This is a genomic window from Janthinobacterium sp. 344, assembly GCF_900112025.1.
GTDB lineage: Bacteria > Pseudomonadota > Gammaproteobacteria > Burkholderiales > Burkholderiaceae_D > Janthinobacterium.
The window spans coordinates 127,321-153,748 of record NZ_FOKL01000011.1 but is presented as its reverse complement, the minus strand read 5'-3'; the positions used below and the strand labels follow the sequence as shown (position 1 = coordinate 153,748).

The following is a 26,428-nucleotide window of genomic DNA, read 5'->3' as shown; positions in this document are numbered from 1 at the left end:
AGTGAGTATGCTTATCTGGAAAACAAATAAAGTATCGGATGTCTCCCCTCTTCCCTCAACATGCTATCGCCACCAGGCCGGCATTAATCGACCAGTTCCGGTTCGCAGCGGGCCATCAGGCCGGCCAGGCCGATGCCCAATGCGCCGGCCAGTTTTTCCACCGTCAGCAGCGACGGCGTGGCGGCGCCCCGTTCGATTTCGCCAATGAAGGAGCGGTTCAAGTCGGCCGCTTCGGCCAGCCGCTCCTGCGACCAGCCATGCCCTTCGCGCAACTGGCGCACGGCCAGGCCAAACTGTTTGATCAACATGCGGTCCTCACGGGTGATGGGCAAAAGCGGGGTGGAATGCTGCTTGCGGCTCGGCTGCGTCCTGCTGGTTGTGGGCTTGCGTGATGTTGCTGCCGGGCGCCACGTTACGGGTCAGCCAGACGTTGCCGCCGATGACGGAGCCCTGGCCGATGGTCACCCGTCCCAGTATCGTCGCGCCAGCGTAAATCACCACGTCGTCCTGCACGATGGGATGGCGCGCCAGTCCCTTTTTCAGCACGCCATCGTCGCCTGCGGGAAAGCGCTTGGCGCCCAGGGTGACGGCCTGGTAGATGCGCACCCGTTCCCCGATGATGGCCGTCTCGCCGATCACCACGCCGGTGCCATGGTCGATGAAAAAACTCGACCCGATGACGGCACCCGGATGGATGTCGATGCCCGTCTGCGAATGTGCCACTTCGGCGATGATGCGCGCCACCAGCGGCGCGCCCAGCGCATACAGGGTGTGCGCCAGGCGGTAATGGATGATGGCCAGGATGCCCGGATAGCACAGCAGCACTTCATCGACGCTGTGCGCGGCCGGGTCGCCATGGAAGGCGGCCGCCACGTCCGTGTCGAGCTGGGCGCGGATGCGCGGCAGCGCGCGGGCGAAGCGCTGCACGATGGCCAGCGCCTGCTGTTCGATGGACACCGTCTGCTGCAAGCCGTGCTGGCGCGCGTGGTAACTGAGTTCGCGCCGCACCTGTTCGTGCAAGCCTGTCAAGGTCGTGTCGAGCGTATGGCCGACAAAAAAATCCTCGCTCTCCTGCTGCAGGTCCAGCGGCCCCAGACGCATGGGAAACAGGGCCGCGCACAGGGCGGTGACGATGTCGCGCAGGTGCTGGCGCGACGGGAATTCGCGCGCGCCGCACTCCTGGTGGCGCAGTAAGCCGTCGCGCCAGCGTTCGCGCACGGCGCGCAATTCATCGACGATCTGGTGCAGTTCCCATTGCGGCTGCGCGGCAAGGGAGGCGGAAGGCAAGGCACGCTGGTTCATGGTGGTCCTGAAGGGTGGGTTAGTCTTGCAGCCAGGGCAGCGCATGCCAGCGCCAGCCGCCGCTATGGCCGCGCTGCTGCTGCTCGTCGAGGTCGCCCTCGAAGCCTTGTGCGATATTGAAGACGTGCGTAAAGCCTGCCTTGGCCGCCGCTTCGGCGGCCAGCGCCGAGCGCTTGCCGCTGCGGCACAGCAGCACCACCACGGCCGCCTTGCCGCCCACCTTCGCCTCCAGTTCGCGCACGAAGCGGGGATTGCGGTTCATGGCCGTGCCGGTGGCCCACGCCACGTGCAGCGACTGCGGCACATGGCCGACAAAAATGCGCTCCTCGTTGGTGCGCACGTCAACCAATTGCGCTTTGCCGGCCTGCACCAGTTGCCACGCATCCTGCGCGCTGACGATGCCCGCATACGGCAAGCCCTGCGCCTGCGCCCGCGTGCGCGCGAGATGGAGTACTTCGTCAAACGCCGCCTCGCCGTGCGCGGCGCGGGGATCGAAAACCAGTTCTGCAGCAGCCATCTTTCCACCTCTTTTTACGTCGTCGTCAAAAACCAGCACACGTCCACTGTAGCGAACTTATGTTGTTCGGAAAACAAATTAAAAAGAGTTTGGAAAGCTGAAAAACAGATATGGGGACTACGCGCGGAGCGTCCGCATATGGGGTCAGACCCTCACGCGCGTTGGCGCCAGGGTTTGCGTCAGCTGTGTTGGGGGTCTGACCCCAGTCCTCGCATGCTCTGCGCCAACGCTCAACCAGCGCGGCGGCGTTCGCGCAGTAAAAATCGCGCAGGGTCGAGCGCCTCGGCCAACTGACGTTCCAGCGGCAGCGGCTCGCCTTCCAGCTGGCACGCCAGCAGCTCGGCCGCCAGCGGCGCCCAGATCAGGCCGCGCGAAGCGTAGCCGAGCAAGCCATGCAGGCCGGGCCAGCGCGGCACGTCGCGCAGGCGCTCGCAGCGCCCCGGCACGCCCGGGTCGGGCAAGGCGCCCGCCAGCGGCATGCGGTCCGGCGCCATGCAGCGAAAGCCCGTGCGCCCGGCCAGCGGCGCGGCAAACGCGGGCACGGCGAGGATGTCGGCGACCTTCGCGATATTGTCGTGCTGGCTGGCCGCCCGCACGGTGCTGTCGTCATCCGCATCATAGGTGGCGCCGACGCAGACGACGCCCGCATGCGCCGGCGTCATGTAGGCTTCGCGGCAGACGACAAACGGCACGGCGGGCAGTAAATCTGGCGGCAGATGCGTGACCTGTCCCCGCACGGCGCCCAGCGGCAGGCCGGCCGCCTGCTCGAACTGCACGGCGCCCGTGCCGGCGGCCAGGATCACCGTGGGCGCCGCCGCGATCAATGCGCCTTGCGCATCGCGCACCAGCCATTCATCCTCCAGGCGCTCGAGGCGCAGGGCGCTGCTGGAAAAGCGCCGCGTCAGTAAAGGGCCGCAGGCATCGAGCATGGCCGCGCAGACGGAAGACGGTCGCGCCCAGCCGCCTTGCGCGAACCACCAGGCGCCATCGGGCGCCGGCGCGCCCAGCATGGCGGCCGCTTCCGGCGCTTCGAGCCAGCGCGCAAATTCCGGCGGATACATGCCGCTGGCGGCGATCTGCCGCTGCACCTGCGCATGCGCGGCATCGCGCGACAGGTGCAGCACGCCGCATTGCGCACCCTCGACGGCGGCGCCGATGCCGCCCAGGTCTTGCCAGCGGCGTAGCGAATACAGGTAGGCGGCACGCACCAGGCGCGTGGCGATATTGTCATCCTTCGACAGCAGCGGCATGAAGATGCCGGCCAGGTTGCCCGACGCTTCGCCGGCCGGCTGCGCATGGCGTTCGATCAGGGTCACTTTCCAGCCGCGCGCGGCCAGGCGTTCGCAGGCGGCGGCGCCGGCCACGCCCGCGCCGATGACGATGGCGCGCCGCTCGGGCGCGCAGGCCGCAACGCGCGTTCCCTGCCGCGCATAAAACACGGCGCGCAGGCGGCTTTCGTCAAACACAAAACCGTGCTGTTGCAGGGCCGCGCGCTGCGCCTCGTCCAGGTGCACGGCATGCAGCCGGGCGCCGTCCACCAGCAGCCGCGCCAGCTGCGTCACCGCCGCAGGCACCCACGCCAGGTGCACTTCATCGACGTCGGCCGACAGCTGCGCCAGGCAAGCGTCCGGCTCGCCGATCAGCACATCGAGCGTGACCATGCCATCGCGCGAGGCCATGCGGTGCAGGCCCGGCACGCAGGGCGGCCATTGCCGGCGCCACTCGTCCGGCAAATGGCTGGCATCGACGGGACGCGGCGCCAGCGCGATGTAATGCAGGCGGCGCCCGCCATGCGCGGCACAGGCGGCGTGAAAGCGCGCGCCGTCGAAATCCGTGTCCAGCATGACCAGCACCTGGCGCATCATCGCCCCGCGCGGCAAAAGCAGGCGGGCGCGTGGTCGTTGACCATGCCGATGCCCTGCATATAGGCATAGATGATGGTCGAGCCGACAAACTTGAAGCCCCGCTTGAGCAAGTCTTTCGACAGCCGGTCCGACAGGGCCGTCTTGGCGGGGAATTCGCCCGGCTGCCAGCTGTTGACGATGGGCTGGCCATCGACATACGCCCACAGGAAGCTGTCCAGGGTCTGCCCTTCCGCGCGCAGGCGCAGATACGCTTGCGCATTCGTGATGGCGGCCGCCACCTTCAGGCGGTTGCGCACGATGCCGGGGTCCGCCAGCAGCTGCGCCACCTTCTCCGGGCCGTATGCGGCGATCTTTTCCGCATCCCAGCCGTCGAAGGCGGCGCGGTAGGTCTCGCGCTTGTTGAGGATGGTTTCCCAGCTCAGGCCCGCCTGCGCCCCTTCCAGGTTCAGCATCTCGAACAGGCGCCGCTCGTCGTGGCAGGGCACGCCCCACTCCGTATCGTGGTAGTCAAGGTAGCGGGGATTGGCCGGATTGGCCCAGGAGCAGCGGGTCGTATTCATGGTCATGGAGTCTTCGTGTGCAGGCAAGTGCCAGTATAGTTTATCGGGCGCGCAGGATACGCCCCAGTTCCTGCAAGCCGTGCGCCATCTCGGCAGGGGGAATGGCGGCAAAGCCCAGCAACAGCCCCGGCGGCGCGATGCATGCCGGCCCCGCCAGCGGATCGGCATAGTGGCCCAGCGGGCGCAGTTCGATGCCGCGCTCCAGTCCCGCGCGCGACACCGTTTCCTCATCATGCTCGCGGCGGAAATACGCGCACAGATCCAGGCCGCTGTCGGCCGGGCCGCATGCCAGCTGGTCATCGAGTTCGCGCGCGATGCCGCGCACCAGCGCATCGCACCGCTCGGCATTGCTGTCGCGCGTGCGGCGGATATGCCGGCCGAAGTGTCCCTCGGCGATGAAGTCGGCCAGCGCCATCTGCGGCACGATGGCCGTATGCCGGTCCATCACGGCCTTGGCCTGCACCAGCGCCTCGGCCAGCGCGGGCGGCGCCACCATGTAGCCCAGGCGCAGGCCCGGGAACAGCACTTTCGACAGGGTGCCCACGTAGACCACGCAACCGTCGCGGTCCAGGCTTTGCAGGGAGGCCAGCGGCGCGCCCGTGTAGCGGTATTCGCTGTCGTAATCGTCTTCCACCACCCATGCCTTGTTGCGCGCGGCCCAGGCCAGCAACGCCAGGCGGCGCGGCAGGCTCATGCTCACGCCCAGCGGCATCTGGTGCGACGGCGTCACGTAGGCCAGCTTCGCCTGCGGGCAGTGCGCCACGCCGTAGGCCACGTCCAGCCCCTGCGCATCGACGGGCACGGGAAAGACCTTGGCGCCAGCCGCGCGCAGGGGGCCGCTGGCGCCCCGGTAGCCGGGCGACTCCATCCAGGCCGAATCGCCCGGCGCCAGCAAAATGGTCGAGAGCAGGAACAGCGCCTGCTGCGAGCCGGAGGTGATGACGATCTGCCGCGGCGTGCAGTGGATGCCGCGCGAGGCCTTCAGGTACACGCACAGCAGCTCGCGCAGCGGCAGATAACCGGCCGGGTCGCTGTAGCCGAACTGGTGGTCGGGGCGGCGCCAGCGCCGCGCTTCCAGGCGGTTCCACACGTCGAACGGAAAATGGTCGATGCGCGGCATGCCGACGCGGAAGGCGCGCAGCGGTCCCCGGTGAAACGCCACCTGCCGCATGGCCGCCACCACGCCCTGCCCGCGCACGGACAGGGGCCGCAGCAAGCCGGGCGCGCCGGCGGCGGGCGGTGCGGACAGGGGAACATCGCGGCTGATGAAGGTGCCGCGCCCCACGGCGCCATCGAGGTAGCCTTCGGCCGCCAGCTGCGCATATGCATTGAGCACGGTCTGGCGCGACACGCCCAGCAGGCGGCAAAACTCGCGCGTGGGCGGCAGCCGCATGCCTGGACTCATGCGCCCATCGAGGATGGCCGCCTTGATGGCGCCATACAGCTGGCGGAACAGCGGTTCGCTGGCACCGCGCTGCAGCGGCAAGGCGACGAGGATCTGGTTGACGTGGGAAGCTGGCATGGGAAAGCTCTTGTATTGGTAGTCTCAAGATAGCACTTATTGGCTGTTTTAAATAGCCAAGATGGCGATTAAGATGGTGATCCGATTCCCCCCATCATGGAGCCCGCATGCAGCAGTTTTTCGCCACCGTGGCCTGGCAGCGCGACGGCCAGGATTTCACGGGCCAGCGCTACAGCCGCGGCCACGCCTGGCAATTCGACGGCGGCCTGACGGTGCCCGCCTCGTCGTCGCCATTGTCCGTGCCGCTGCCCATGTCGGTGGCCGCCAACGTCGATCCGGAAGAGGCACTGGTGGCCGCCACGTCCAGCTGCCACATGCTGTTCTTCCTGTCGCTGGCGGCGCAGCGCGGCTACGTCATCGATGACTACCGCGACGAGGCCGTCGGCGAACTGGGCAAGAATGCACAAGGCCGCCTGGCCATGACGCGCATCGTGCTGCGCCCGCGCATCGCGTTTGCGGGAACGCCGCCCTCGCCCGAGGCGCTGGCCGCCCTGCACCACGACGCGCACGCGCGCTGCTATATCGCCAATTCGCTGACGGCCGACGTCGTCGTGCAAGGAGCCCACTGAATGTACACGCCCGCCACCTTCCGCGAAGAGCGCCTCGCGGTGCTGCATGGCCTGATGGCCGCCCATCCGCTGGGCGCGCTGGTGCGCCACGGCCAGGATGGCCTGTGCGCCGACCATCTGCCGTTCGAGATCGCCGCGCCCACGCTTGACGCCCCGTTCGGCATCCTGCGCGCCCACGTGGCGCGCGCCAACCCGCTGTGGCGCGCGGCCGGCGGCAGCGATGACGCACTGGTGATTTTCCAGGGGCCGCACGCCTACATCACGCCCGCCTGGTATGCGGAGAAGCAGCGCAGCGGCAAGGAAGTCCCCACCTTCAACTACGCCGTCGTGCATGCGCACGGCCCCCTGCGCGCCATCGACGATGCGGCGTGGCTGCGGGGGCTGGTGGAGCGGCTGACGGCGCGCCATGAGGCAGATCAAGCCGCGCCGTGGCAGGTGGCCGACGCGCCGGCCGACTATATCGACAACATGCTGAAAGCCATCGTCGGCATCGAAATTCCCCTCACGCGCCTCACGGGAAAATGGAAGCTGGGGCAGAACCGCAGCATGCAGGACCAGGCCAGCATGGCGCACGGCCTGGCGCTGGACGAGCAGCCCGGCGCGGCGCGGGCGCTGGGCGCGCTGATCGCCGCCAACGTCACGCCAGCCAGCTGACGGCCGCTGAAAATGTCAAAAACGACAGCGCCGTCGAGACGAGGATGATGCGGGCGATGCGCGCCGTCGCTGTGCTCCCGATGATGCGCAAGGCGCGGGGCGCGCCCCGGGACGTTGAGTGTCCCCTCACGCCAGCCAGCTGACGGCCGCTGAAAACGTCAAAAACGACAGCGCCGTCGAGACGAGGATGATGCGGGCGATGCGCGCCGTCGCTGTGCTCCCGATGATGCGCAAGGCGCGGGGCGCGCCCCGGGACGTTGAGTGTCCCCTCACGCCAGCCAGCTGACGGCCGCCGAAAACGTCAAAAACGACAGCGCCGTCGACACTAAAATGATGCGGGCGATGCGCGCCGTATTTGCCCCGAAGCGCTCGGACAGCAGGGTGACGTTGCTGGCGCTGGGCAGGCACGCCACCAGCACCATGCAGGTCAGCGCGAACGGGTCGAGCGGCGCGCCCAGCGCGATGGCCGCGTGGCCCATGCCCCACACCAGCAGCGGGTGCAGCAGCAGCTTTTTCAGCGCCACCGGCACATATTCCCCCAGCGGCGCCGGGTCGCTCGTGCTCATCTGCGAACGGGCCAGCACGGCGCCGATGGTAAACAGGGCCACGGGCGAGGCGGCATCGGCCAGCAGGCCCACCGTCTGCATCAAGGGCTTGGGCAAGGCCAGCTCCAGCCACGACGACACGGCGCCCAGCACGATGGCCCACGGCATCGGGTTGCCCGCCATGCCCTTTATCGCGTTGACGACGGCGGCGCGGCCGCCGTGCGCGCCGCCGCTGCCGATGCGCGACAGGGCGATGCACAGCGAACTGGTAATGAGCATGTCGACGACGATGGTGACGATGACGGGGCCGGACGAACGGGGGCCGAGCAAGGTCAGCAGCAGCGGCACGCCCATGAAGCCCGTGTTCGGGAACGCCGCCACCAGCGCGCCGAAGGCCGCGTTGTTCCAGTCGATGCGGTGGCTGAGGGTCATCGCCGTGGTGACGCCGACCATGATCAGGGCGCACAGCAGATACACGCCGAAGACGCTGGCGTCGAGCAGCTGCGCGATGGGCGTGGCGGCGCCGAAGCGGTACAGCATGCACGGCAGCGCGAAGTACAGCACGAAACTGTTCAAGCCGCCGATGGCGGCCAGCGGCAACAAGTTGCGCCGCACGGCCAGGTAGCCGCACAGCACCAGGGCGAAGAAGGGAAAGGTGATGGCAAGGATGGTCAGCATGGGGCGCCATTGTAGCGCGCCGCGCGCGCCATCCGCCGGGCGCAAAAAAAGGCCGCTCGCGCGGCCCAAGGAGGTTTCGGAGAAAACGGGACTGCTTACTTCGGCTTGAGCTGGGCGCGGATCTCGCCGGCCGGATAGGCGGCGCTATGCACGTTCACGTACAGATTGCCGGCCTGGTAGCTCGCATACTGGGGCGGCGTGAGCACGGTGCCGGCGGGCACGGCAAACATGCCCGCAGCGGTCTGCACCAGCGGCACGATGACGGGGCCGTTGGCGCCGACGGGCGCTTCATGGATGTGCGCCACGGTGGCGACCAGGCCCGTGTAACGCACGCCGCCGGTGACGCTGCGGTCTGGCGCCACGCGGATATTGCTGCTGCCACTGGCCGTGCTGGTATTGGCCGGCACTTCCTGCGCCCCCGTCAGGGTGACGTCATGGTCGCCCGGGTGATGCGGCCCATGGGAACAGGCGCCCAGCAGGGCCGCCAGCGCCAGCACCGTGGCGGCGCGGCAAGCATGTCGTTGCAATGCACTCATCGCAGGTCTCCTTCAACGGACATCGGATCACGGATGGCGCCATGCCCCGCTCAGCCGGGACTACGCCGCACTTGTGTTGCTGAGTGCGACAGTAACGCCATGCCGTGCCGTCCGTCTTGCTCTGCGCCAAACTTGACGCACGCCAGCCCCGCTTCAGGCCAGGTGGCCTTCCGCCACCCAGCCCCGGTTGGCGGCCGGCGCCTTCGGCTTGGGCGCGATGCCGCTGCTTTTTTCCGCGTCGAGGATGATGCTGCGCATGCTGTCGCTGGCGGCCGGCCCCGGCGCGAACGCGTAGTACTCGTCATTGATGGGCAAGCCTGTCGTGGCATCGACCAGCACCGGGTCGGCGGCCAGGCCCGTGTCGCGGCTGGCGATGACGAGGCTGGCGCCTTCGGGCGCGAAGTTCTCGTTGCCCCAGGCGATAAAGGCCAGCAGCACGGGCTTGAAGGCGCGCCCGGACTTGGTCAGCACGTAGTCGTAGCGCGGCGGCTTGGCGCAGTACAGGCGGCGCGTCATGAGGCCCCCTTCCACCAGGTCGGCCAGCCGGCGCGTGAGGATGGTGGGCGCGATCTTCAGGCTTTTTTCAAATTCGTCGAAGCGCGTCTTGCCATAAAACGCTTCGCGCAGGATGAGGATGCTCCACCATTCGCCCACCTTGCCCAGGCTGCGAGCGATCGGGCAAGGCAAATTATTAAAGTTGGTATGTTTCATGACCATCTCCTCACGTTGATTCAAGACAACAATCGAAAAAAATTCAGTTGCACAACAGAAACATCAGTTACTATCAAATCGAAAGCTTCGCTCGCCCCATGATGGCGGCTTGAAAATACACACAAACTCACACTTTTCTTGTTCAAGTACAATCATGGTTCGTTCAGTTCCCCCAATCCCGGTGCGAAAAACGGTGTCAGCCATGCCATGCGGCGTTGCTGACCACGCCCGTTCTTTGCCAGATGCGTTCACGATGACTCCTTTGAAGCTTGCCGTACTGCCCGCCCTGTTCGCCCTCACGCTTTGCCAGACCACCACCGCCGGTACCGTCTCTTCCGCATCGTTCCAGGCCACGCTCGTCATCCACGACGTCTGCAGCGTCAGCACGCAGCGCGCGCTGGCGCAGGTGCACTGCCGCCACAACACGCCCTACCAGCTGCTGCAGCAAGCCACGCCGTCGGGCGCCGGCCTCGTTACCGTTACCTTCTAAAAATAAATCGTCGCCGTCACCGTATCCTTGTAGTCGCCGGGCGACGGCGACGTCTGTGCCGGCACCCGGCCAAAGATCGTCACCGGCGCGCTGGCGCCCGTCCCCGTCCCCGTCACCATGCTGGTGCCTGCCGTGCCGTCGCCCCACAGGGCCCCGTCCAGGGTGGCCGACAGCCGATAGCCGATGGTTTCCGTCGTTGCCGCATTTTTCATTTTCCGGCCTGCCACATTGGCCGCCACGGTGCCGCCGTTGAGCGCGATCTGATACGCGTTGTTGTTCACGCAGCGCACGGACAGGGTGCTGGTGCTGCGCAAATTGCCCGTCAGGATGCTGGCGTTGGCGAACGCCATCGGCGTGGCCGTGATGGTGCAGTCGTTGACGGCCGTGGCCTTGACGGTAAAGCCGAAGCTGCCGCTGTTGACGGTGCAGCCGAACAGGTTGATCAGGCCATACGTGGTGTAGGTGTAGGTGCCCAGGCCGGCGAAGCTGGCGTTGTACACCGTGTTGGCATTGGCCACCGTCGGCACGGCCGCCAGCGCCGTGCCGGCCGGGATCTTGGCGTACACGGTAAAGTTCATGGAATAGGTGCCGGGCGGAGCCAGCAAGCCGGCCGACAGGGTCAGCGCGAAGGTCGACGGCGCGCCCGTGACGGCGGTGCCGCCCCAGATCTTCGCCGGCGCGTAGCTACTATCCACGTACACGTTGTATTCCATGCGGCTGGTGCCGTTGGCCAGCTTGCGCGGCGTGGCCGTGGTGGAATTGCCGTCCACGCCCAGCGAAATGCAGACCTGCGCATTCGGCGTGAGCAATTGCCCCAGGTTCAGCGAGGAAAACAGGCAGCTGAAGGTCCCCGTTGCCTGCGCCGTGTAATCGGTGCCGGAAATGGGGCTGATGTTGCCGAAATCGATGTTGGTCATGCTCACCGTGCACGTGTCGGCCCGCGCCGCGCCACTGGCGCAACCGAGCAGGACGATCAGACACAGCAGCAGGCGGCGCATTATCGCCCTCCCCCCGCGGCCACGCAGGTCAACGGGCCCAGCATGGGCAAGCCGCCGCCTGCCGGGCGCGCATACGCAAAGCGCACGGAGCACTGGCTGTCGCTGTCGCCGATGCGCAACTCGTTTTCCGCGCTCAGCTCGTCGACAAAGGTCAGGCCGTCGAAGCCCACCACCGTGCGCTTGCCGCTTTGCACGTGCAGCACGGGCAAGCCCGTCGCCAGCGGCTTGCCGTCGGCGCCCTGCACGATGATGGTGGCGGCGCTGTAGCGCTCGACGGGAAACGCGGCCAGCACGCCGGACAGGCTGCGCGGCACCACGTTGATATTGGTCACGGGCACGCGCGCATCCACATCCAGCTCGTCGGTACCGATGCTGATCTGGTTATTGCCATACGGATTCAGGTTCGGCACCAGCAGATAGCCGCTGCCGCCCGTCACGCCGATCTGGCGGTTTTCATGCAGCACGGGCACGTCCGCCACGCCGCCCGTCGACACCAGCGCAAAGCCATTGCCCACCTGGCGCGCGGCGGCCACGTGGCCATCCATCAGCACCAGCGCGCCAGCGGCGCCGAGCGAGCCGGCGTTGCTCATGGCATTCGTCTGCACGCGCGCCGTGACGCGGCCGACGTTGCCCAGGTAATCGACCTGCCCCTGGCGATACGCGGAGCCGCCCGAGGTGCCCGACTGCACGGCCCAGCCGAAACCGCCGCCAAAGTCCGCGCTTTGCTGGGCGGAGACACTGCGGCTGTCGGCATCATTTTGCCGGCTGGTATTGGCGCTCAGGGCGATATTGTTGTCGAACGCCATGCTCAGGCCGATATAAAAGCCGCGTTTTTCCCTTTGCCGCAGATCCTGGAAGGCGCTGGCATTGATGAACACGCCATGGAACAGGGTGGCCGAATAGCCGACGGTGGCGATCTTCGAGACAGGCAGGCCCGCCGTGCGGTAGGCGATATAGCTGAGATTGACGCTTTGTCCCGCCGGCAAGGCCAGGTTCAGCGAGGCGCGGTCGGCGGCGCGCGCCACGGGGCTGCCATCGCGCGAGGCCAGGTCGCCATAGCCGCCACTGGCGCGCACGCTTTGCACATCGACGCTGTAGCGCGGCCCCAGGTACTGGTAGCCGGCGCTGGCCTGCACGCCACGGCTGTGGCCGGTACTGACGGCCAGCGCGCCATTGACGACGCCGGACTGTCCCAGGCGCAGCAGCACGCCGCCGCCGCCGTTGAGCACGCCAGGTCCCAGCTCGCCGTGGCCTTCGAGCGTGAAACTGTCGCTCACGCCGTAGCGGCCCGTGGCGCTGGCCACGGGTTTCTTTTCATAATCGAAGACGCGCTGGCCATACTCGCGCCGCAGGGCGCCCGCTTCGATGGAGTAGTCGGTCAAGCCCTTGGCCAGCAGGCGTGTGTCGACGTACAGCGGCAAGGTCATCGCCACGCTGCGGCCCAGCGCATCGCGCGTGATGACGGTGGCCTGCCCCGCGCCATTGATGCCGGCCACCTGGTTCAGCACGAAAGGACCGCTGGGCACGCTGGCGGAATATTGCTGCACGCCATTGATATACAAGCTCAGCGACGATGGCACGACGGCCGAACCGTCGACCGAGGCGACGGGAAAGGTCAGCAGGTCGGGGCGCAGCTGGAAATTCTTGCGCCATTGAACGCCGCCCATGCGCACGGCGCGGCTCCACGTCAGCGCACCGGAAATGAGGTCGCCCAGCTGCCACGTTTCCAGGGTCTCGGCATCGGAATGGTTCCAGAAGGTGTCGAAACGCATGTACTGGCGCCGGCCCGCGCCCGCGTTCAGGGTGCCCGTATTGCTGAACACGCCACTGTCATTGAAATAGCGAAAATCATTGAACACGGCCGTGCGGCGCGACTGGCCCAGTTCCGCATACACCTCGTAATTGAGCACGGCGCCGGGCGTGACTTGCGCCGGCGGCGGACGGCTGCTGGAACGGGCGCTGACCATGAACGGCGCGCGCAGGCTGTCGGCCACGCGCAGCGACAGGCTCTGGCGCGCCGCATCGTAGTCATAGGCGAGGCCCGGGATCGCGTCGAGCGCCACCTCGGTCTGGCCAGGCGCGACGAAGCGCGCCGGGTCCAGTCCCAGCTGTTGCAAGTTCTCCACGCTGCTGAGCAAGCCTTTACCCCGCTGGGTAAAGCGCAAGATCAGTCCCGTTGCTTCTGCATTCACGATGACCTCCAGATACAGTTCATTCGGTGTCGCCGGATCGCGCGGCAGGCTGGCCGGCCCCGGGTCGGCGCCCGACACGGCACCCGATATCGCCGCCTCGGCCGCACCTTCCGCCTGCGCCGCGCATGGCAGGATGGCCAGCAACAGCATCGGGCAAGCCTGCCAAGTGAGCGACCATTTCATGGTGTAACCCGGTTAAGCAGGCGCGCGCCATGCCGGCAATGTTCAAGGTGGGGTCGAGTTTCGGGCAACGATCGCCTTTGCATTGACGGTGACGTTAATCGCCAGCGGCCCTTCGAGCGCAGCGTCCCTGGCGACGGGCAGGCGCCATTCGCGCATGCGTCCCGCCAGCACATAGCCAAACAATCCCTTGCTGACGGCAAACTCCTTGCCGGCCTGGTTGGCCAGCGCCATGCTGCCGATCTGCGCATGGAAGTTGCCGTTGTTCTTGATGCGCATCATCCATTCGCCATCCTTGCGAAACACTTGCCAGTCCAGTATTTCCTTGCCTGGCGTGCCGCTGGGCAGCACGAAGACGGGCACCGAATAGCGCAGGCGGATATCCACGCCGCTGCGGGCCGGGTCGTCATCGCGCCCCACTTCGTCGATCAGCACGCGATACGTGCGCTCCTGTGCCGATGGCCCGGCCTGGGTGCGCACGAGGCGGATGGTTTGCCGGCTGCTGGCGGCGATTTCCACGATGGGCGGACTGGCCACCAGTTCCTGCGTCGGCAGCAGCGCTTCCTCGCCATTCGCCTGGTCCCACACGAACACGCGCACCTGGCCAAACAGCGGCGCCTCACCGAGGTTTTGCAAGGTGATGCCGGCCGATGTCTGCTCGGCCCGCATGGTGAGCGTTACCGGTGAAATCTGCAGGTTGGCGGCGGCCACGCCGGCCCATGGCGCGCTGCACAGCATTGCCAGCAGCGGCCAGGACAGGAAGGCATGGCGCAACGTCATGGGCGCTCCGGCTAGAAGTAGACGGTGGCGGTGATGGTCGACTTGTAGGTATCGGGCATGGGCGTGCTTTGCGGCGGTACCTGGCCGTACACGGTGATGGGCTGCGAGGTGCCGTTGCCCGTGCCGCCATACGTATCCGTGCCCTGGGTATTGCCCCAGACGGTGGCGCCGGCGGCCTGGAACAGATTGAACTGTACCGTCGCCGTGTTGGCGCCCGTACCGCTCAGATAGCGCGTCGTGCCGACGGAACCCGTCCCCGTGCCCGCGTTTAGGCCCACGTTATACAGCGTGGTATTGGTGCACGTGACGTTCACGGTCGTATTGACGTTAACGGCAGTAGCCAGTACACCCTGAGTTTGACCGAAGTCGAGTGGCAGCGCCGAAATCACGCAGTTGGCGATGATTTTCAGGGTGACGTCGAATGTCGTCGTGTTGGTGCCATTCGAATACACGGCGGCATTGCCGGTGGCGGGCATACTGGCGGCAAGGACAGCGGCGGCGGCCACTGCGGCGAAAGGGGAAAATTTGACGCGTAACATAAAACCTCCGGATGATGAAACATCATGAACGGGCCCTTGCTATGAGGGCACTGAGGATAGTCACGGAATTGCCGGCGTTTTCTCGGGCACGCAAACCAGGACAACACATACATCGCTAAGGAGTCGATCCACTTGGGACTGCCACTTGCCTCGATTGCAAACCATATTTTTTTACAATCGACATTGCTTTAAATCAATGTACGCTTCGATTATTAGCGATCTAAAAAATCGCCGCTTCTTCTTGCGGAGAAACATCTTTTGAAACACGAGAAAAGCAGAAAAAAAAGGAAAATCGAGGCATAATAAGCCACAACTTGCTTTTTGGTTAAGTCATCCATGCCATGCCACTGACCAGCGAAACCATCAAAAAAAACATCTTGATCGTGGACGATTCCGCGTTCGAGCAGCGCATGCTGATGGAGCTGCTGAGCGAGCAGCCGTATCGTTTCAGCATCGCTTTCAATGGTTACCAGGGCTATCAGCTGGCGCTGGCCACGCATCCCGACCTGATCCTGCTCGACGTGCGCATGCCTGAAATGGATGGCTACACAGCGTGCCGCCTGCTCAAGGCCAACCCGGAGACGGAGCCGATCCCCGTGATTTTTCTCAGCGGCGCCGATGCGGCCAAGGAGCGCATCATGGGCTTGCAGGTGGGCGGCGTCGACTACATCTCGAAACCGTTTACGCCGGAAGAACTGGCCGCGCGCATCCATATCCACCTGGGATTGATGCGTAGAAGCAACAGTACCCTGCCCGTCGTGGCCGCGGTGACGGAACCGCAGAAGCATCCCGACCTGGTCTTCGTGAACGCCGTCAAACAACTCATCCTCGACAACATGGGCAGCCTGCCGAACCTGTCCGAGATCGCCCGCAGCGTCGGCACCTACCGCGAAAAACTCACCCTCATGTTCCGCGAGCAGACGGGCATGACGGTGTTCGCCTTCATCCGCGAAGCGCGCATCGCGCGCGGCGTGGAATTGCTGCAGCAGACGGACATCGACGTGCAGGATGTCGCCCTGCTGATCGGCTTTCACAACGCGGGCAATTTCGCCACCGCCTTCCGCGAACGCATGGGCGTCACGCCCAGCGCCTACCGCCAGCGCCTGCATGAGCAGGCGGGGCGGCAGGTATCAAACGGGCACTAATTTACAATAATTTCCTGAGGATTACCTAGAACTTGTAGTTCAGCTTGAGCGACGCGAAACGTCCGCGCGGATCGGCCTGCGTATAGTCGAAGCCCGAGGCCGAGTAATCCCACGGCGCGCGCTTGTTGGCCAGGTTCTGCACGATGAAGGTGACATTCGCGGCCGGCGTCACCTGCCAGCTGCTGGTCACGTCGAAGGTGCTGAAGGCGGCCACCGACTCATCCAGATGCGTGTTTTGCGCATAGCTGCCCACGTAATTCCAGGTGAGCGTGGACGACCACTTGCCCTGCTCCCACGTGGCCGAGCTGACGCCGCGCCATTTCGGGATGGAGCCGAAATAATTGGTGCCGGCGCCGTCGGTGAGCGACGCGCCATCGGACAGCGGCTCGGCAAAGCGCAGCACGCGGCTCAGCTGGCCGGCCAGGGTCAGCTTGCCCCAGTCCTGGTCGACGAAGCGCTGGCGCAGGTCCAGGTCGATGCCGGACACTTCGCGCTGGCCCTGGTTGCGGTACTGGCGGTACAGGGTGGTGATGCGGCCATCGGCATCGCGCGTGATCTTTTGCGGCGCCGACGCCTCGTTGGCGATGGTGGTGGTGGCGCTTTCCGTGCCGATCACGCCATCCTGCCGGATGCGGTAGTAATCGAGGCCGATGCTCGACCTGCTGGTGGGCGAGATCACCACGCCCAGGTTCAGGTTGTTCGAGCGCTCCGGGCGCAGTGCCGTATTGGCGATGGTGATGGCCGTCACGCCGCGCGTCTGCGTGGGCGTGATCGGGTCCTTCGGATCGAGCACGCTGACATAGCTGACGGCCGTGCTTTGCGTGATTTCCGGCAAGGACGGCGCGCGGAAGCCACGCGAGACGGTGCCGCGCACCAGCAGCCACGGCGCCGCCTGGTAGCGGGCGCTGGCTTTCGGCGAAAACGCATTGCCGAAATCGCTGTAATGGTCGGCACGGCCCGCCACGTTGACGGACAGATCTTTCACCACGGGCACGTTGAATTCGGCAAACAGGGCCGACACGTCGCGCGAACCGTTGATGATGTTGATGGCCGGACGCAGTTCCGTGCCCGACAGCACGGCCGTCGAGGTTTGCGAATCCATCTTTTCGCGGCGCCACTGGGCGCCGGCGGCAAAGCCCAGCGGACCGGCCGGCAGCTGCCACAGGTCTTTCGCGGCCGAAAAATCGACGGTGTCCAGGGTCGATTCGGCCGGACGCAGGGTCGACAGGCGCAGGCGGTTGCGCACCGCTTCGCTGTTTTGCGACTGGTCGAAGAAATTGTAGCTGCCGTCGGCCAGCACTTGCTGGAATGCGTAGCGGTTGACGAAGTTCTGCACCGTTTCCTCCAGCTTGCTGCTCGAGTGCCCCACGGCCGCATCCCAGTCCCAGCCCGCCAGCGTGCCTTTGACGCCCGCCAGCGCGCGGTAGAACGTGACCTTGTCCTGCTTCAGGCGCGGGCCCAGGTCGAACAGGGTGGCCGTGAACGGCAGGGGCGTGGCGCCGGGATTGTTCGGGTGGCCCACGGGCAGCACCACGGGAATCGTGTCGAGCGCCTGCGTGGCGTTGTTCCACACGCGCGTGGCGCTGTTGACCGTCAGCGGCGCGCTGAAGGTCTGGTCGGCGCGCGAATAACTGTGCAGCAAGTCGACGTACGCTTGCGTGTCCGCGTTCAGTTTGAAGGTGGCGCGCGCGGCCGTATGCACGCGCTGGATGCCGGGAATCAGGGTTTTGTAGGGCGACGGGTTGTAGGCTAGCACTTGCCCCGCGCCATCCGGATTGATGGCGCTGTACGGCACCAGTTGCAGCGGTCCGCGCACGCCGCCGAGGATCTGCGTGGGATCGCTGCCCGCATAATTGGTGGCTACCCAGCCCAGGCTGCCGCGCTGCTGGTTGCGGAAATCCGCATCGCGCATCCACGCCACGTCGCTTTGCTGCAGCTTGTCGCGCTGCTGCGCGTCGATCGAGAAGACCAGGCTGTAGCCGTCTTCCTCCAGCTTACCGAAGCCCGTCTGCAGGGCCGCGCTCTTTTCATGCTGGCCCGTGCCTTCGGTCGAGCCGCCCCACTGCGCCGTGAGGTCCGTGCCCGTGAATTCCTGGTACAGGATGATGTTGACGACACCGGCCACGGCGTCCGAGCCGTAGACCGACGAGGCGCCATCCTTGAGCACTTCGATGCGCTGCACGGCCGCCATCGGCAGGCTGTTCAGGTCAACAAAGGTCTCCTGCAGGTTTTGCGCCGTGGCATAGCTGGCCACCCGCTTGCCATTCACCAGGATCAGGGTATTTTTCTGGCCGATGCCGCGCAGCGACAAGCCCGACGTGCCGGCCGAAAAGCTGCCCGTGTATTGCTCGTTGTAGCTGTTGCCGCTATTGGCGGAAATCGAACGCAGCACGTCGGCCACGCTGGTCTTGCCGCTGGCTTTCAATTCCTTGGCGGTGATGACCTGCACGGCGCTGGCGCCCTCTTTTTCGCTGACGCGGATATTCGATCCGGTCACGTTGACCCGCAGCATGTCCTCTTCGGCGTGAGCGAAGCTGGGGAAGGCGGCGGCGATGGCAAGACTGATGGCGAGTGGTTGGAACATGGTTTCCTCTTATTGGGATTGCCGCCCTTTTCAGATAAAAAGGGCCGAGCGGGGGCACGCGGACCGGATAGGCCAGCGGGCAGACGACGACGGGGGGTGTTACGAACTTACGGGATGCGTGGACGGCCACGCATCGGCATCCACTGCGCCATGCATTGCATGGTCAGCTGATGCCGGGTGGCGTAAAAATAGGCAGAAAGGATAAAACGCAACATAAAAAACACCGGTAAGCGGAGAAATTCCACTATATCGCGGTGTCTTTATGGCGTGAACGAATTTAAAATTGAATGTATATACGATTTGAATCTAAGGGCTTGATATTTAGCAACATCAAGCGTCGGCGATGGCCGCCCCCGCAGCCACGGGCGTCACCGCCGCGCGGCGCGCCTGCACGCGCCACCAGTACCACGACAGCAGCGCGTTGAACCAGTAAGCCGCATACAGCACGGCCGTCAGGTGCAGGCCGCGGCTATAGTACAAGGGCACGGCCACGGTGTTGACCAGCAGCCAGAACGCCCACGTCTCGATGCGCCGGCTCATCAGCAGGAATTGGGCGATGACGCTAAATACCAACACCGCCGAATCGATGAAAGGCGCATACGCATTCGTCCAGCGGTGCAGCAGCATGCCGTAGATGACGACGGCGGCAATGCCGGCCGGCACGATCCAGGCCAGGCTGCGCCAGCCCGTGCGCGTGATCGGCAATGGCTGGCCCGCCGCGCCACGCCGCCATTGCAGCCAGCCGATGACGCAGGTAACGATGAAAAACAGCTGCAGCAGCACGTCGGCGTACAGGTTGACCTGGTAAAACAGCACGGCGAACAGCACGCAGCCGACGATGCCGATCCACCAGGAATGAATGTTGTTGCGGCCAGCCAGGACGATGGAAGCGGTCATCAGCACATTGGCGGCGATTTCGAGCGGGGGAGTCAAGCGGGTTTCCTTTGAATGAAGGCACGCCGCCACTATAGCCCATTTGATGCGCCCAGCCAGGCAGGCAATCCTTGACTTTCGTGGCCATTCTGGCAAATTGGAGCCAGTAACCCTGAACCACTGCGGAGATGTTCCATGCGCTTGCGCCACGTGCTGCTTGCGGCAACGCTGCTCGGCAGCGCCCTGCCCACCCTGGCCTGCCGCATGACGATGGCGCTGGAACAATGGCCGCCGTATCTGTACCGCGACGCACAGGGCAGTTATACGGGGCTGGACCTGGAACTGCTGCGCGCCATCTTCAAGGAAGCGCACTGCACCCTCGTCACCTTGCCCGAACTGCCAACGGCGCGGCGCCAGCTGCTGTTCGAGAAGGGGAAGCTGGACATGCTGCCCGCCGCCTCCGATACGTCGGAGCGCCAGTCGTATGCACGCTTTTCCATCGCCTACCGCGACGAGGCCGTCGGCCTGTTCAGCAAACCTGGCAATGCGGCCGGCGTGCGCCAGATCGGCAGCTTCGCCCAGTTCACGCGCAGCAAGGCGACCCTGCTGGCGCCCAAGGTGGGCTGGTATGGCGCCCCGTATGCGGCGGCCCGCCCCGCGCTGGAAAAGGACGGCCGCCTGAATACCTTCGGCAGCTTCCAGCAGGGATTGCGCATGCTCGACGCGGGCCGCGCCGATCTGCTGATGGGCGACGTGCTGGCCGTGCGCCATGAAGCGCGCCAGCAGGGCGTCGCCCTGACCACCCTGCCCTTCCTCGCCCTGCGCGCGCCCGTGCACCTGATGCTCAATGCGCACAGCACCAGCACGGCCGACCTGGCGCGCCTGAACGCCGCCATCACGCGCCTGGAACAGCGCGGCGCGCTGGCGGCGATACGCGCCCGCTACGACACGCCGTAAGGCGATCAGGCCTTGCCGGCCCCTTCCAGGATCTCCAGCCTGGTTTCGCGGCCGTGCTTTTGCACGCCCTGCGCCTTGTCATAGCTTTCGATCAGCGCCCGGTATGGCGGCACGATGTGGTCCGTCATGATGGCGGCGAACTCCATCGCGTCGGCGCGGTTCCAGGTGCTCATCACCTCGGCCAGCACGGCATAGGTATCGATCGGCACGGCGCCGGCCTGCGTCACGCGCGCCATGGTGATATCGGTGGCCATCTTCGACCAGTTGCCCGAGGCGTCGATGATGGCGAACACCTTGTAGCCGGCCGCCAGCGCGCTGATGGTGGGAAAGGCCATGCACACGCTGGTGAGCGTGCCGGCGATCAGCAGGGTCTTGCGGCCCGTCTTTTCGATCGCCTCGACCCAGGCCGGATTGTCCCAGGCGTTGATCTGGCCCGTGCGCGCGATGTACACGGCGTCCGGATTGAAATGGTGGATTTCCGGGATCAGGGGGCCGTTCGGGCCGTCCGGCACGGAGGCGGTGGTAAACGTCGGCATGTTGGCCAGGCGCGACAGCTTGGCCAGCGCCGTGACGTGGCCGCGCAGCACGTGCTGCTCGATGTCGCGCACCAGCTGGAACAAGCCGCTCTGGTGGTCGATCAGCAGCATGACGGCGTCGTCGGGATCGATCATCGGTGGCAAACCTTGGAAGTTGGCGGGGGTGCTCATGGTGGTCTCCTGAAATGGCGCCGCCCGGCGGCGCCGTAATGAATGCCCATGCCGCGGGATGCGGCACGGGTTGCTGCTTACTGCCTGCTGCACAAATTACTGCGCGATGCGGGCGAAGCGGCCGCTGTTGAAATCCTCGAACGCCTGCACGATTTCCGCTTCGCTGTTCATGACGAAGGGACCGTGGCCGACGATAGGCTCATCGATCGGCTCACCGCTCAGCAGCAGCACCACGGCGTCGTTGTTCGCCTCGATGCTGATGCTGTCGCCATCGCGCTCGAACAGCGCCATCTGCGCCTCGCGCACCACGCTCTCGCCGTTGACCAGCAGCGTGCCGTGCAACACGATCAGCGCCGTGCTCCAGCCCGGCGTGACGGGCAATTCCGTCACGCTGCCCTGTTGCAGGCGCGTGTCCCACACCTGCATCGGCGAAAACGTGCGGGCCGGTCCCTGCTGGCCCGCGAACTCGCCGGCGATCACGCGCACGGAGCCCGCGCCGTCCGGCAGCGCCACGGTAGGAATGGTGTCGCTGGTGATGGCCTGGTAGCCGGGTGCCGTCATCTTGTCTTTCGCCGGCAGGTTCACCCACAGCTGCACCATTTCCAGGGTGCCGCCCGACTGCGTGAAGGCAGGCGAGTGAAACTCCTCATGCAGGATGCCGGCGCCGGCCGTCATCCATTGCACGTCGCCGGGGCCGATCACGCCGCCCTGGCCCGTCGAATCGCGGTGCACCACTTCGCCCTTGTAGACGATGGTCACGGTTTCAAAGCCGCGGTGCGGATGCGAACCGACGCCGGGCGGGCGGCTGCCGGGCGCGAATTCGGCGGGGCCGGCATAGTCGAGCAGCAGGAATGGGCTCAGCTGCTTGCCATGGCCGTTATACGAAAACATCGAGCGCACGGGGAAACCGTCGCCGACCCAGTGCTGGCGCGGTGCGCTGTAGATACCGGTGATTTGTTTCATCTCGATCTCCTTGAATGATGTGAACTGCGATGGATACAGAATACGCTTGCAACGCTGAAGGCGGTAGACGGTAAAATAGGCCATCAGCGTTCCAAATATGGAACGATCAAGGAGGCGGCATGCAGGACCTGAATGACTTGTATTATTTTGTGCAGGTGGTCGACCACGGCGGCTTCGCGCCGGCCGGGCGCGCGCTGGGCATGCCGAAATCCAAGCTGAGCAGGCGCATCGCGCTGCTGGAAGAGCGCCTCGGCGTGCGCCTGCTGCAGCGCACGACGCGGCACTTTTCCGTCACCGACGTGGGGCAGTCGTTTTACGAGCATTGCAAGGCCATGCTGGTGGAGGCGGAAGCGGCGCAGGAAGCCATCGAACTGACGCGTGCCACGCCACGCGGCACGGTGCGCCTGTCCTGCCCCATCGCCCTGCTGCAGTCGCTGGTCTCGCCCATGCTGGCCAGCTTCATGCGCGCGCATCCGCAAGTGACGGTGCTGCTGGAAGCGACCAACCGCCGCGTCGACCTGGTGGCAGAAGGCATCGACGTGGCCATCCGCGTGCGCCCGCCGCCGCTGCCCGACAGCGACCTGGTGCTGCGCGTGCTGGCCGAGCGCAGCCAGTGCATGGTGGGCAGCCCGCTGCTGTTCGGCGACGCTGCCAGGCCAACGGCGCCAGCCGACCTGGCCGACTGGCCCAGCCTGGCCCTGGGCACGCCGCAGCAGCATTACCAGTGGGATTTATATGGCCCCGATGGCGCGCGCGCGCAGCTGCGCCATGCGCCACGTTTCGTCACGGGCGACATGCTGGCCCTGCGCGACGCGGCCGTGGCCGGCGTGGGCGTGGTGCAGCTGCCGACCATGCTGATCGTCGAGCAGGTGGCCAACGGCAGCCTGCTGCCGCTGATGGCGCAATGGCGGCCGCAGCGCGAAATCATCCACGCCGTCTTTCCGTCGCGGCGCGGCCTGCTGCCGGCCGTGCGCATGCTGATCGACCACCTGGCGCACGCTTTCGCCGCGCTGCAGGAAGAGTGAGTCCTTTCAGGTAGGATGGCAGTCTCTCCCTGCGCCTGGAAAACCGCATGCGTTTATTGATACTCTCGGACCTGCACCACGAGCTATGGCGCGATGACGCGCCGCGCGGCGACCTGGCCATCAGCCGTCCCGACGCCGTCATCCTGGCCGGCGACATCGACACGGGGTCGCGCGCCGTCGCGTGGGCCGCGACCGCGTTTGCGGGCCTGCCGGTGCTGTACGTGCACGGCAACCACGAAGGCTATGGCCACCACCTCGACAAGGTGCGCCAGGAGCTGCGCGCGGCCTGCGCCGCCACGCCGAACGTGCATTTTCTCGACGCGGCCACGCACGTCCTTGCAGACCCTGCCGGCGGCAAGGTGCGCTTCCTGGGCGCCACGCTGTGGACGGATTTCCGCCTGCTGGGCGACGACACGCGCCAGGCCGCCATGCGCGACGCGGAAGCCGTCATGAACGACTACCAGCGCATCCGCCTGGCCAACATGGGCTTTCGCAAGCTGCGCGCGGCCGATACGGCCATGTTCCACGCGCAGCAAAAAGCCTGGCTGGCGCGCGAACTGGCGCTGCCGTTCGATGGCCGCACGGTGGTCATCAGCCACATGGCGCCGTCGCTGCAATCGGTCGACGATGCCTACGGCAGCGAAGGATGCGCGCCCGCCTACGCTTCGCGCCTGGACGAACTGGCCGCGCAGGCGGACCTGTGGGTGCATGGCCACATCCACGCCTCGCGCGATTACCGCATCGGCGCGTGCCGCGTCGTTTCCAACCCGTGCGGCTACAAGACGCGCGCCGGCACGCCACAGAATCCGGCTTTCGATCCGGACTTCATCGTCGAGCTGCCGGCCAGCTAATCGTCGGCCTTCAGCCGGCCCGCCAGCCATTGCTGCAGGCGGTGCTTGCCGGCCCGGCGCGCCGCGCGCGGCGACGCCTCCGACTGGTGCGCGCCGGCGCCGCCACGCAGCCTGGCGGCCGCCACCAGCGGATTGCGCGGCTTGGGCGTGGCTTTCACTTTGATCTTCATGCTTGCTCCCTTCAGCCCTTGATGCAGACGACCTGGCGCAAGGTATGCACCACTTCCACCAGGTCGCTCTGGTGCGCCATGACGGCGTCGATATTTTTATAGGCGGCCGGGATCTCGTCGACCACGCCGCCATCCTTGCGGCACTCGATGCCGGCCGTCTGCTCGGCGAGGTCGAAACGGTTGAAGCGGCGCTTCGCCTCGCTGCGGCTCATGCTGCGCCCCGCCCCATGCGAACAGGAACAGAACGATTCCGGCTTGCCCTTGCCGCGCACGATGAAGCTGCGCGCCCCCATGCTGCCGGGGATGATGCCCAGCTCGCCCTGCCGCGCCGAAATGGCGCCCTTGCGCGTCACATACAAATCCTCATTGCCATGCGTTTCGCGCGCGATGTAGTTGTGATGGCAGTTGATCGCTTCGCCATCCAGCCGGAACGGCGGAGCAAACTTCGCCAGCACGTCGAGCACGCGGCGCATCATTTCACTGCGGTTGAGCAGCGCATAATCCTGCGCCCAGTCCACCGCCTCCACGTAGTCGTCGAAGACCGTGGAACCTTCGCTGAAGTACGCCAGGTCGGCGTCCGGCAGCTGCAGCTGGTGGCGCCGCATGTCCTTCTGCGCGGCAGCGATAAAGTAACGACCGATCACGTTGCCGATGCCGCGCGAACCCGAATGCAGCATGATCCACACGCGCTGTTCCTCGTCAAGGCAGATTTCGATGAAGTGATTGCCGCCGCCCAGGGTGCCTGCCTGGCAGATCCACGTACGCTCGAACTGGCGCAGCATCTTGGCGATGCCGCGGTGGCGCTCGACGATGTGCGCCAGGCGGTCGCCGAGGGGCCGCACGGCGCGCGCCTGGCGCGAGCCCTGCACGCGGCTCCATTCGTGCTGCTCGAAGCCGACAGGGACCTCCGCTTCGATGGCGCTGCGCAGGCGCGCCAGGTTGTCGGGCAGGTCGCTGGCCGTCAGGGTCGTGCGCACGGCATTCATGCCGCAGCCGATGTCGACGCCGACGGCGGCCGGGATGATGGCGCCGCGCGTGGGAATCACGCTGCCGACGGTGGCGCCGATGCCGGCATGCACGTCAGGCATGGCCGCCACATGCGGATGGACGATGGGCAGGCTGGCGATATGGTGCAACTGGCGCAGCGCCTGCGCGTCGATATCGTCGGTAAAAATATGCACGGGCACCTGGGCGCCGCGCAATGTCTGATGAATGGGCATAACGGTATTCCTTGGTCTTGTCGTTATGCCGGGGTCCTGGTAAACCAAAAAACCCCGGCGAGTTTCCTCACCGGGGTTTTGAAGGACACCGGCTCGGGATCGGCAATGTGCCGATGGCCCCGAGCGTCATGCACGGGGCTAGTGGTAGTACTTGCTGCCAGCCTGCTCGAACATGGGTTTCCTTTCTGTTGTTGGGTTAATCTGCACTTCGGACGATGATTCTGCACCTTATGCTGCAGTGCGTCAATCCCTTTTCATGGCGAAGACGCCAACGTTGTTATTTTGTCGCAGCCTCGCCGGCCGCAGCTTTTTCCTTCGCGATGCGGGCATCGAGCTTGGCTTCATTTTTGGCCGCGTAATCGCGGCAGGCCTGCGCATCGATGAAGGGATTCGGCGTGGCGCCTTCCAGCAAGCGCCTGAGTTTTTCATCGGCGCCGGAATGGTCGGGATGGGCCGAGATCAGGATATCGCAGGGCAGCCTGGCGAAGTCCTGCATGACGCGGCGGAAGGCCGGCGTCAGGTCAGCATGGCGGTCATCGCCCAGGTAATGAAAATCGTCGGCCGCCACCGGCGTGAGGCTGGCGCCGAACACCACGTTCAGGCAGTCCTGACGCTCTGCATCCTCGCACGATACCCAGGTCCAGCTGGTGCTGCCCGGCGTATGCCCGGGCGTGTAGCGCGCCGTGATGGTCACCTCGCCCAGTTGCAGGGTTTCGCCATCGGCGATCTCGCGCACGTTCTCCACGGCCGGCATGGGATCGATTTCACCCGCTTGCGGATCCATGGCGAGCACCGAGCCCGCGCGCAGCGCCTGCGCCCCCAGCGGGCTGGCGACCACTTGCGCGCCGCTGTCGCGCGCCAGCGCGGCGATGCCGCCCGAATGGTCGAAGTGCGCTTCCGTATTCAAGATGAATTTGACGTCTTCCAGGCGAAAGCCCAGCTCGAGGATATGTTCCTTGATGGCCGCCACCGATTGCGGCAGCGCGCCGTCGATCAGGATCAAGCCGTCGCGCGTGTGGATCAGCGCCACGCTCAAGCCGCCCACGCCCACGTAATACGTGTCGCCATGGATGCGCGCCGGCTGCTGCGGGCGGTTCCACTGCGCCGCATAGGGCGAGGCGATCGGCTGCGTCAGGGGGTCAAGGGCGGGCGCCGCGGCCTGCGCGAAAGAGAGCAGCGGCGTGGCGGCCAGGGCAATGCCCAACAAGGTCGTGGGAAGAAAGAATGACGGCATGGGGCTCCAGGGGTGCGTGACGATAAACGATGCCACAGGGTAACGTCGGCAGCCACGCGCG

The 26,428-nt window shown here is 65.8% G+C and carries 29 protein-coding genes; 7 read left to right on the top strand and 22 right to left on the bottom strand.

Features of this window, described 5'->3' with window-relative positions; all coding sequences use genetic code 11:
* Nucleotides 1–83 precede the first annotated feature (83 nt).
* The 6 genes from BM193_RS24565 to BM193_RS24540 all read right to left on the bottom strand — a co-directional run bounded on the left by BM193_RS24565 (nucleotide 84) and on the right by BM193_RS24540 (nucleotide 5,766).
* Nucleotides 84–308, bottom strand: a complete 225-nt coding sequence (locus tag BM193_RS24565) for a helix-turn-helix domain-containing protein (protein ID WP_034784364.1) — start codon at nucleotides 306–308, stop codon at nucleotides 84–86.
* Between the two features lie 7 nt (nucleotides 309–315).
* On the bottom strand, nucleotides 316–1,302 hold the full coding sequence (epsC, locus tag BM193_RS24560; RefSeq protein ID WP_092801787.1) for a serine O-acetyltransferase EpsC: 987 nt from the start codon (nucleotides 1,300–1,302) through the stop codon (nucleotides 316–318).
* Nucleotides 1,303–1,321: 19 nt separating this feature from the next.
* Complete coding sequence (locus tag BM193_RS24555; RefSeq protein ID WP_092801790.1) at nucleotides 1,322–1,819, bottom strand: rhodanese-like domain-containing protein; 498 nt, start codon at nucleotides 1,817–1,819, stop codon at nucleotides 1,322–1,324.
* A 230-nt stretch (nucleotides 1,820–2,049) separates the two neighbouring features.
* Nucleotides 2,050–3,663, bottom strand: coding sequence for an FAD-dependent 5-carboxymethylaminomethyl-2-thiouridine(34) oxidoreductase MnmC1 (gene mnmC / locus BM193_RS24550; RefSeq protein WP_254786402.1), 1,614 nt, complete (start codon nucleotides 3,661–3,663; stop codon nucleotides 2,050–2,052).
* 17 nt (nucleotides 3,664–3,680) lie between these two features.
* Complete coding sequence (locus tag BM193_RS24545) at nucleotides 3,681–4,244, bottom strand: DNA-3-methyladenine glycosylase I (RefSeq protein ID WP_092802169.1); 564 nt, start codon at nucleotides 4,242–4,244, stop codon at nucleotides 3,681–3,683.
* A gap of 40 nt (nucleotides 4,245–4,284) precedes the next feature.
* Nucleotides 4,285–5,766: a MocR-like pyridoxine biosynthesis transcription factor PdxR gene (locus tag BM193_RS24540; protein ID WP_092801793.1), complete on the bottom strand. Its 1,482-nt coding sequence runs from the start codon at nucleotides 5,764–5,766 to the stop codon at nucleotides 4,285–4,287.
* A gap of 107 nt (nucleotides 5,767–5,873) precedes the next feature.
* On the opposite strand from BM193_RS24540, the gene BM193_RS24535 reads away from it, so the two are divergent.
* Both BM193_RS24535 and BM193_RS24530 read left to right on the top strand, forming a co-directional pair.
* On the top strand, nucleotides 5,874–6,335 hold the full coding sequence (locus tag BM193_RS24535) for an OsmC family protein (protein ID WP_092801796.1): 462 nt from the start codon (nucleotides 5,874–5,876) through the stop codon (nucleotides 6,333–6,335).
* Nucleotides 6,336–6,989 carry an FMN-binding negative transcriptional regulator gene (locus tag BM193_RS24530; RefSeq protein ID WP_092801799.1) on the top strand — a complete coding sequence of 218 codons (654 nt, stop codon included), beginning with the start codon at nucleotides 6,336–6,338 and terminating at the stop codon, nucleotides 6,987–6,989. It abuts the gene before it with no gap.
* Here BM193_RS24530 and BM193_RS28895 read toward each other — a convergent pair.
* The 5 genes from BM193_RS28895 to BM193_RS24515 all read right to left on the bottom strand — a co-directional run bounded on the left by BM193_RS28895 (nucleotide 6,973) and on the right by BM193_RS24515 (nucleotide 9,459).
* Nucleotides 6,973–7,119 (bottom strand): hypothetical protein, encoded by a 147-nt coding sequence (locus tag BM193_RS28895; RefSeq protein WP_175533406.1) that lies wholly within the window; start codon nucleotides 7,117–7,119, stop codon nucleotides 6,973–6,975. The genes BM193_RS24530 and BM193_RS28895 overlap by 17 nt on opposite strands.
* Nucleotides 7,116–7,262, bottom strand: coding sequence for a hypothetical protein (locus BM193_RS28890; protein WP_175533406.1), 147 nt, complete (start codon nucleotides 7,260–7,262; stop codon nucleotides 7,116–7,118). The genes BM193_RS28895 and BM193_RS28890 overlap by 4 nt, the downstream gene beginning before the upstream one ends.
* Nucleotides 7,259–8,212, bottom strand: coding sequence for an AEC family transporter (locus tag BM193_RS24525; RefSeq protein ID WP_092802172.1), 954 nt, complete (start codon nucleotides 8,210–8,212; stop codon nucleotides 7,259–7,261). The genes BM193_RS28890 and BM193_RS24525 overlap by 4 nt, the downstream gene beginning before the upstream one ends.
* A 95-nt stretch (nucleotides 8,213–8,307) precedes the next feature.
* Complete coding sequence (locus BM193_RS24520) at nucleotides 8,308–8,748, bottom strand: CHRD domain-containing protein (RefSeq protein WP_092801802.1); 441 nt, start codon at nucleotides 8,746–8,748, stop codon at nucleotides 8,308–8,310.
* Between the two features lie 153 nt (nucleotides 8,749–8,901).
* Nucleotides 8,902–9,459 carry a winged helix-turn-helix transcriptional regulator gene (locus tag BM193_RS24515; RefSeq protein ID WP_034753667.1) on the bottom strand — a complete coding sequence of 186 codons (558 nt, stop codon included), beginning with the start codon at nucleotides 9,457–9,459 and terminating at the stop codon, nucleotides 8,902–8,904.
* 253 nt (nucleotides 9,460–9,712) lie between these two features.
* On the opposite strand from BM193_RS24515, the gene BM193_RS24510 reads away from it, so the two are divergent.
* Nucleotides 9,713–9,949: a hypothetical protein gene (locus tag BM193_RS24510; RefSeq protein WP_139176312.1), complete on the top strand. Its 237-nt coding sequence runs from the start codon at nucleotides 9,713–9,715 to the stop codon at nucleotides 9,947–9,949.
* On the opposite strand, the gene BM193_RS24505 is transcribed toward BM193_RS24510, so the two are convergent.
* Genes BM193_RS24505 through BM193_RS24490 form a run of 4 tightly spaced genes read right to left on the bottom strand, consistent with a single transcriptional unit; the run spans nucleotide 9,946 to nucleotide 14,575 of the window.
* Nucleotides 9,946–10,947 (bottom strand): Csu type fimbrial protein, encoded by a 1,002-nt coding sequence (locus BM193_RS24505; protein ID WP_092801808.1) that lies wholly within the window; start codon nucleotides 10,945–10,947, stop codon nucleotides 9,946–9,948. The genes BM193_RS24510 and BM193_RS24505 overlap by 4 nt on opposite strands.
* The gene (locus BM193_RS24500; RefSeq protein WP_092801811.1) at nucleotides 10,947–13,322 is read right to left on the bottom strand and encodes a fimbria/pilus outer membrane usher protein; all 2,376 of its coding nucleotides are present in this window, start codon (nucleotides 13,320–13,322) and stop codon (nucleotides 10,947–10,949) included. The genes BM193_RS24505 and BM193_RS24500 overlap by 1 nt, the downstream gene beginning before the upstream one ends.
* Nucleotides 13,323–13,364: 42 nt before the next feature.
* On the bottom strand, nucleotides 13,365–14,099 hold the full coding sequence (locus tag BM193_RS24495; RefSeq protein ID WP_254786401.1) for a fimbrial biogenesis chaperone: 735 nt from the start codon (nucleotides 14,097–14,099) through the stop codon (nucleotides 13,365–13,367).
* A gap of 11 nt (nucleotides 14,100–14,110) precedes the next feature.
* Nucleotides 14,111–14,575, bottom strand: a complete 465-nt coding sequence (locus BM193_RS24490; RefSeq protein WP_254786407.1) for a Csu type fimbrial protein — start codon at nucleotides 14,573–14,575, stop codon at nucleotides 14,111–14,113.
* 404 nt (nucleotides 14,576–14,979) lie between these two features.
* Here BM193_RS24490 and BM193_RS24485 point away from each other — a divergent pair, with 404 nt between their 5' ends.
* Nucleotides 14,980–15,783 carry a response regulator transcription factor gene (locus tag BM193_RS24485; RefSeq protein WP_092801817.1) on the top strand — a complete coding sequence of 268 codons (804 nt, stop codon included), beginning with the start codon at nucleotides 14,980–14,982 and terminating at the stop codon, nucleotides 15,781–15,783.
* Between the two features lie 25 nt (nucleotides 15,784–15,808).
* Here the strand turns inward: BM193_RS24485 and BM193_RS24480 are convergent, their stop codons facing one another.
* A complete protein-coding gene (locus tag BM193_RS24480; RefSeq protein ID WP_092801820.1) occupies nucleotides 15,809–18,367 on the bottom strand; it encodes a TonB-dependent receptor in 2,559 nt (852 codons plus the stop codon).
* Between the two features lie 330 nt (nucleotides 18,368–18,697).
* Nucleotides 18,698–19,300 (bottom strand): nicotinamide riboside transporter PnuC, encoded by a 603-nt coding sequence (gene pnuC, locus BM193_RS24475; protein ID WP_092801823.1) that lies wholly within the window; start codon nucleotides 19,298–19,300, stop codon nucleotides 18,698–18,700.
* 135 nt (nucleotides 19,301–19,435) lie between these two features.
* Between pnuC and BM193_RS24470 the strand changes: the two genes are divergently transcribed.
* Nucleotides 19,436–20,197: a substrate-binding periplasmic protein gene (locus BM193_RS24470; protein ID WP_092801826.1), complete on the top strand. Its 762-nt coding sequence runs from the start codon at nucleotides 19,436–19,438 to the stop codon at nucleotides 20,195–20,197.
* Nucleotides 20,198–20,202: 5 nt separating this feature from the next.
* On the opposite strand, the gene BM193_RS24465 is transcribed toward BM193_RS24470, so the two are convergent.
* Together BM193_RS24465 and BM193_RS24460 are read right to left on the bottom strand one after the other, a co-directional pair.
* The gene (locus BM193_RS24465) at nucleotides 20,203–20,904 is read right to left on the bottom strand and encodes an isochorismatase family protein (protein WP_217638519.1); all 702 of its coding nucleotides are present in this window, start codon (nucleotides 20,902–20,904) and stop codon (nucleotides 20,203–20,205) included.
* Between the two features lie 96 nt (nucleotides 20,905–21,000).
* A complete protein-coding gene (locus BM193_RS24460; RefSeq protein ID WP_092802181.1) occupies nucleotides 21,001–21,867 on the bottom strand; it encodes a pirin family protein in 867 nt (288 codons plus the stop codon).
* 119 nt (nucleotides 21,868–21,986) lie between these two features.
* On the opposite strand from BM193_RS24460, the gene BM193_RS24455 reads away from it, so the two are divergent.
* Together BM193_RS24455 and BM193_RS24450 are read left to right on the top strand one after the other, a co-directional pair.
* On the top strand, nucleotides 21,987–22,892 hold the full coding sequence (locus BM193_RS24455; RefSeq protein ID WP_092801829.1) for a LysR family transcriptional regulator: 906 nt from the start codon (nucleotides 21,987–21,989) through the stop codon (nucleotides 22,890–22,892).
* Between the two features lie 47 nt (nucleotides 22,893–22,939).
* Nucleotides 22,940–23,743, top strand: coding sequence for a metallophosphoesterase family protein (locus tag BM193_RS24450; RefSeq protein WP_092801832.1), 804 nt, complete (start codon nucleotides 22,940–22,942; stop codon nucleotides 23,741–23,743).
* Here the strand turns inward: BM193_RS24450 and BM193_RS28885 are convergent.
* The 3 genes from BM193_RS28885 to bla form a co-directional block, all read right to left on the bottom strand.
* Nucleotides 23,740–23,913 (bottom strand): hypothetical protein, encoded by a 174-nt coding sequence (locus BM193_RS28885; protein ID WP_166449047.1) that lies wholly within the window; start codon nucleotides 23,911–23,913, stop codon nucleotides 23,740–23,742. The two genes, BM193_RS24450 and BM193_RS28885, sit on opposite strands and share 4 nt — an antisense overlap.
* 11 nt (nucleotides 23,914–23,924) lie before the next feature.
* Nucleotides 23,925–25,133, bottom strand: coding sequence for an RtcB family protein (locus BM193_RS24445; protein ID WP_092801835.1), 1,209 nt, complete (start codon nucleotides 25,131–25,133; stop codon nucleotides 23,925–23,927).
* Between the two features lie 277 nt (nucleotides 25,134–25,410).
* Nucleotides 25,411–26,367, bottom strand: a complete 957-nt coding sequence (gene bla / locus BM193_RS24440) for a subclass B3 metallo-beta-lactamase (protein WP_092801838.1) — start codon at nucleotides 26,365–26,367, stop codon at nucleotides 25,411–25,413.
* Nucleotides 26,368–26,428 lie beyond the last annotated feature (61 nt).

What these genes read in the sequence shown, in the direction of transcription:
- BM193_RS24490 (WP_254786407.1), bottom strand. Translation starts at nt 14,575, where the DNA reads ATGCCCGCCACCGGCAATGCCGCCGTGTATTCGAATGGCACCAACACG.
- BM193_RS24515 (WP_034753667.1), bottom strand. Translation starts at nt 9,459, where the DNA reads ATGAAACATACCAACTTTAATAATTTGCCTTGCCCGATCGCTCGCAGC.
- BM193_RS24525 (WP_092802172.1), bottom strand. Translation starts at nt 8,212, where the DNA reads ATGCTGACCATCCTTGCCATCACCTTTCCCTTCTTCGCCCTGGTGCTG.
- BM193_RS24520 (WP_092801802.1), bottom strand. Translation starts at nt 8,748, where the DNA reads ATGAGTGCATTGCAACGACATGCTTGCCGCGCCGCCACGGTGCTGGCG.
- mnmC (WP_254786402.1), bottom strand. Translation starts at nt 3,663, where the DNA reads ATGCTGGACACGGATTTCGACGGCGCGCGCTTTCACGCCGCCTGTGCC.
- BM193_RS24460 (WP_092802181.1), bottom strand. Translation starts at nt 21,867, where the DNA reads ATGAAACAAATCACCGGTATCTACAGCGCACCGCGCCAGCACTGGGTC.
- BM193_RS24485 (WP_092801817.1), top strand. Translation starts at nt 14,980, where the DNA reads ATGCCACTGACCAGCGAAACCATCAAAAAAAACATCTTGATCGTGGAC.
- BM193_RS24510 (WP_139176312.1), top strand. Translation starts at nt 9,713, where the DNA reads ATGACTCCTTTGAAGCTTGCCGTACTGCCCGCCCTGTTCGCCCTCACG.
- BM193_RS24535 (WP_092801796.1), top strand. Translation starts at nt 5,874, where the DNA reads ATGCAGCAGTTTTTCGCCACCGTGGCCTGGCAGCGCGACGGCCAGGAT.
- BM193_RS24565 (WP_034784364.1), bottom strand. Translation starts at nt 308, where the DNA reads ATGTTGATCAAACAGTTTGGCCTGGCCGTGCGCCAGTTGCGCGAAGGG.
- BM193_RS24545 (WP_092802169.1), bottom strand. Translation starts at nt 4,244, where the DNA reads ATGAATACGACCCGCTGCTCCTGGGCCAATCCGGCCAATCCCCGCTAC.
- BM193_RS24495 (WP_254786401.1), bottom strand. Translation starts at nt 14,099, where the DNA reads ATGACGTTGCGCCATGCCTTCCTGTCCTGGCCGCTGCTGGCAATGCTG.
- BM193_RS24530 (WP_092801799.1), top strand. Translation starts at nt 6,336, where the DNA reads ATGTACACGCCCGCCACCTTCCGCGAAGAGCGCCTCGCGGTGCTGCAT.
- BM193_RS24455 (WP_092801829.1), top strand. Translation starts at nt 21,987, where the DNA reads ATGCAGGACCTGAATGACTTGTATTATTTTGTGCAGGTGGTCGACCAC.
- epsC (WP_092801787.1), bottom strand. Translation starts at nt 1,302, where the DNA reads ATGAACCAGCGTGCCTTGCCTTCCGCCTCCCTTGCCGCGCAGCCGCAA.
- BM193_RS24540 (WP_092801793.1), bottom strand. Translation starts at nt 5,766, where the DNA reads ATGCCAGCTTCCCACGTCAACCAGATCCTCGTCGCCTTGCCGCTGCAG.
- BM193_RS24555 (WP_092801790.1), bottom strand. Translation starts at nt 1,819, where the DNA reads ATGGCTGCTGCAGAACTGGTTTTCGATCCCCGCGCCGCGCACGGCGAG.
- BM193_RS24465 (WP_217638519.1), bottom strand. Translation starts at nt 20,904, where the DNA reads ATGAGCACCCCCGCCAACTTCCAAGGTTTGCCACCGATGATCGATCCC.
- BM193_RS24500 (WP_092801811.1), bottom strand. Translation starts at nt 13,322, where the DNA reads ATGAAATGGTCGCTCACTTGGCAGGCTTGCCCGATGCTGTTGCTGGCC.
- BM193_RS24450 (WP_092801832.1), top strand. Translation starts at nt 22,940, where the DNA reads ATGCGTTTATTGATACTCTCGGACCTGCACCACGAGCTATGGCGCGAT.
- BM193_RS24505 (WP_092801808.1), bottom strand. Translation starts at nt 10,947, where the DNA reads ATGCGCCGCCTGCTGCTGTGTCTGATCGTCCTGCTCGGTTGCGCCAGT.
- BM193_RS24445 (WP_092801835.1), bottom strand. Translation starts at nt 25,133, where the DNA reads ATGCCCATTCATCAGACATTGCGCGGCGCCCAGGTGCCCGTGCATATT.
- BM193_RS28885 (WP_166449047.1), bottom strand. Translation starts at nt 23,913, where the DNA reads ATGAAGATCAAAGTGAAAGCCACGCCCAAGCCGCGCAATCCGCTGGTG.
- bla (WP_092801838.1), bottom strand. Translation starts at nt 26,367, where the DNA reads ATGCCGTCATTCTTTCTTCCCACGACCTTGTTGGGCATTGCCCTGGCC.
- BM193_RS24470 (WP_092801826.1), top strand. Translation starts at nt 19,436, where the DNA reads ATGCGCTTGCGCCACGTGCTGCTTGCGGCAACGCTGCTCGGCAGCGCC.
- BM193_RS24480 (WP_092801820.1), bottom strand. Translation starts at nt 18,367, where the DNA reads ATGTTCCAACCACTCGCCATCAGTCTTGCCATCGCCGCCGCCTTCCCC.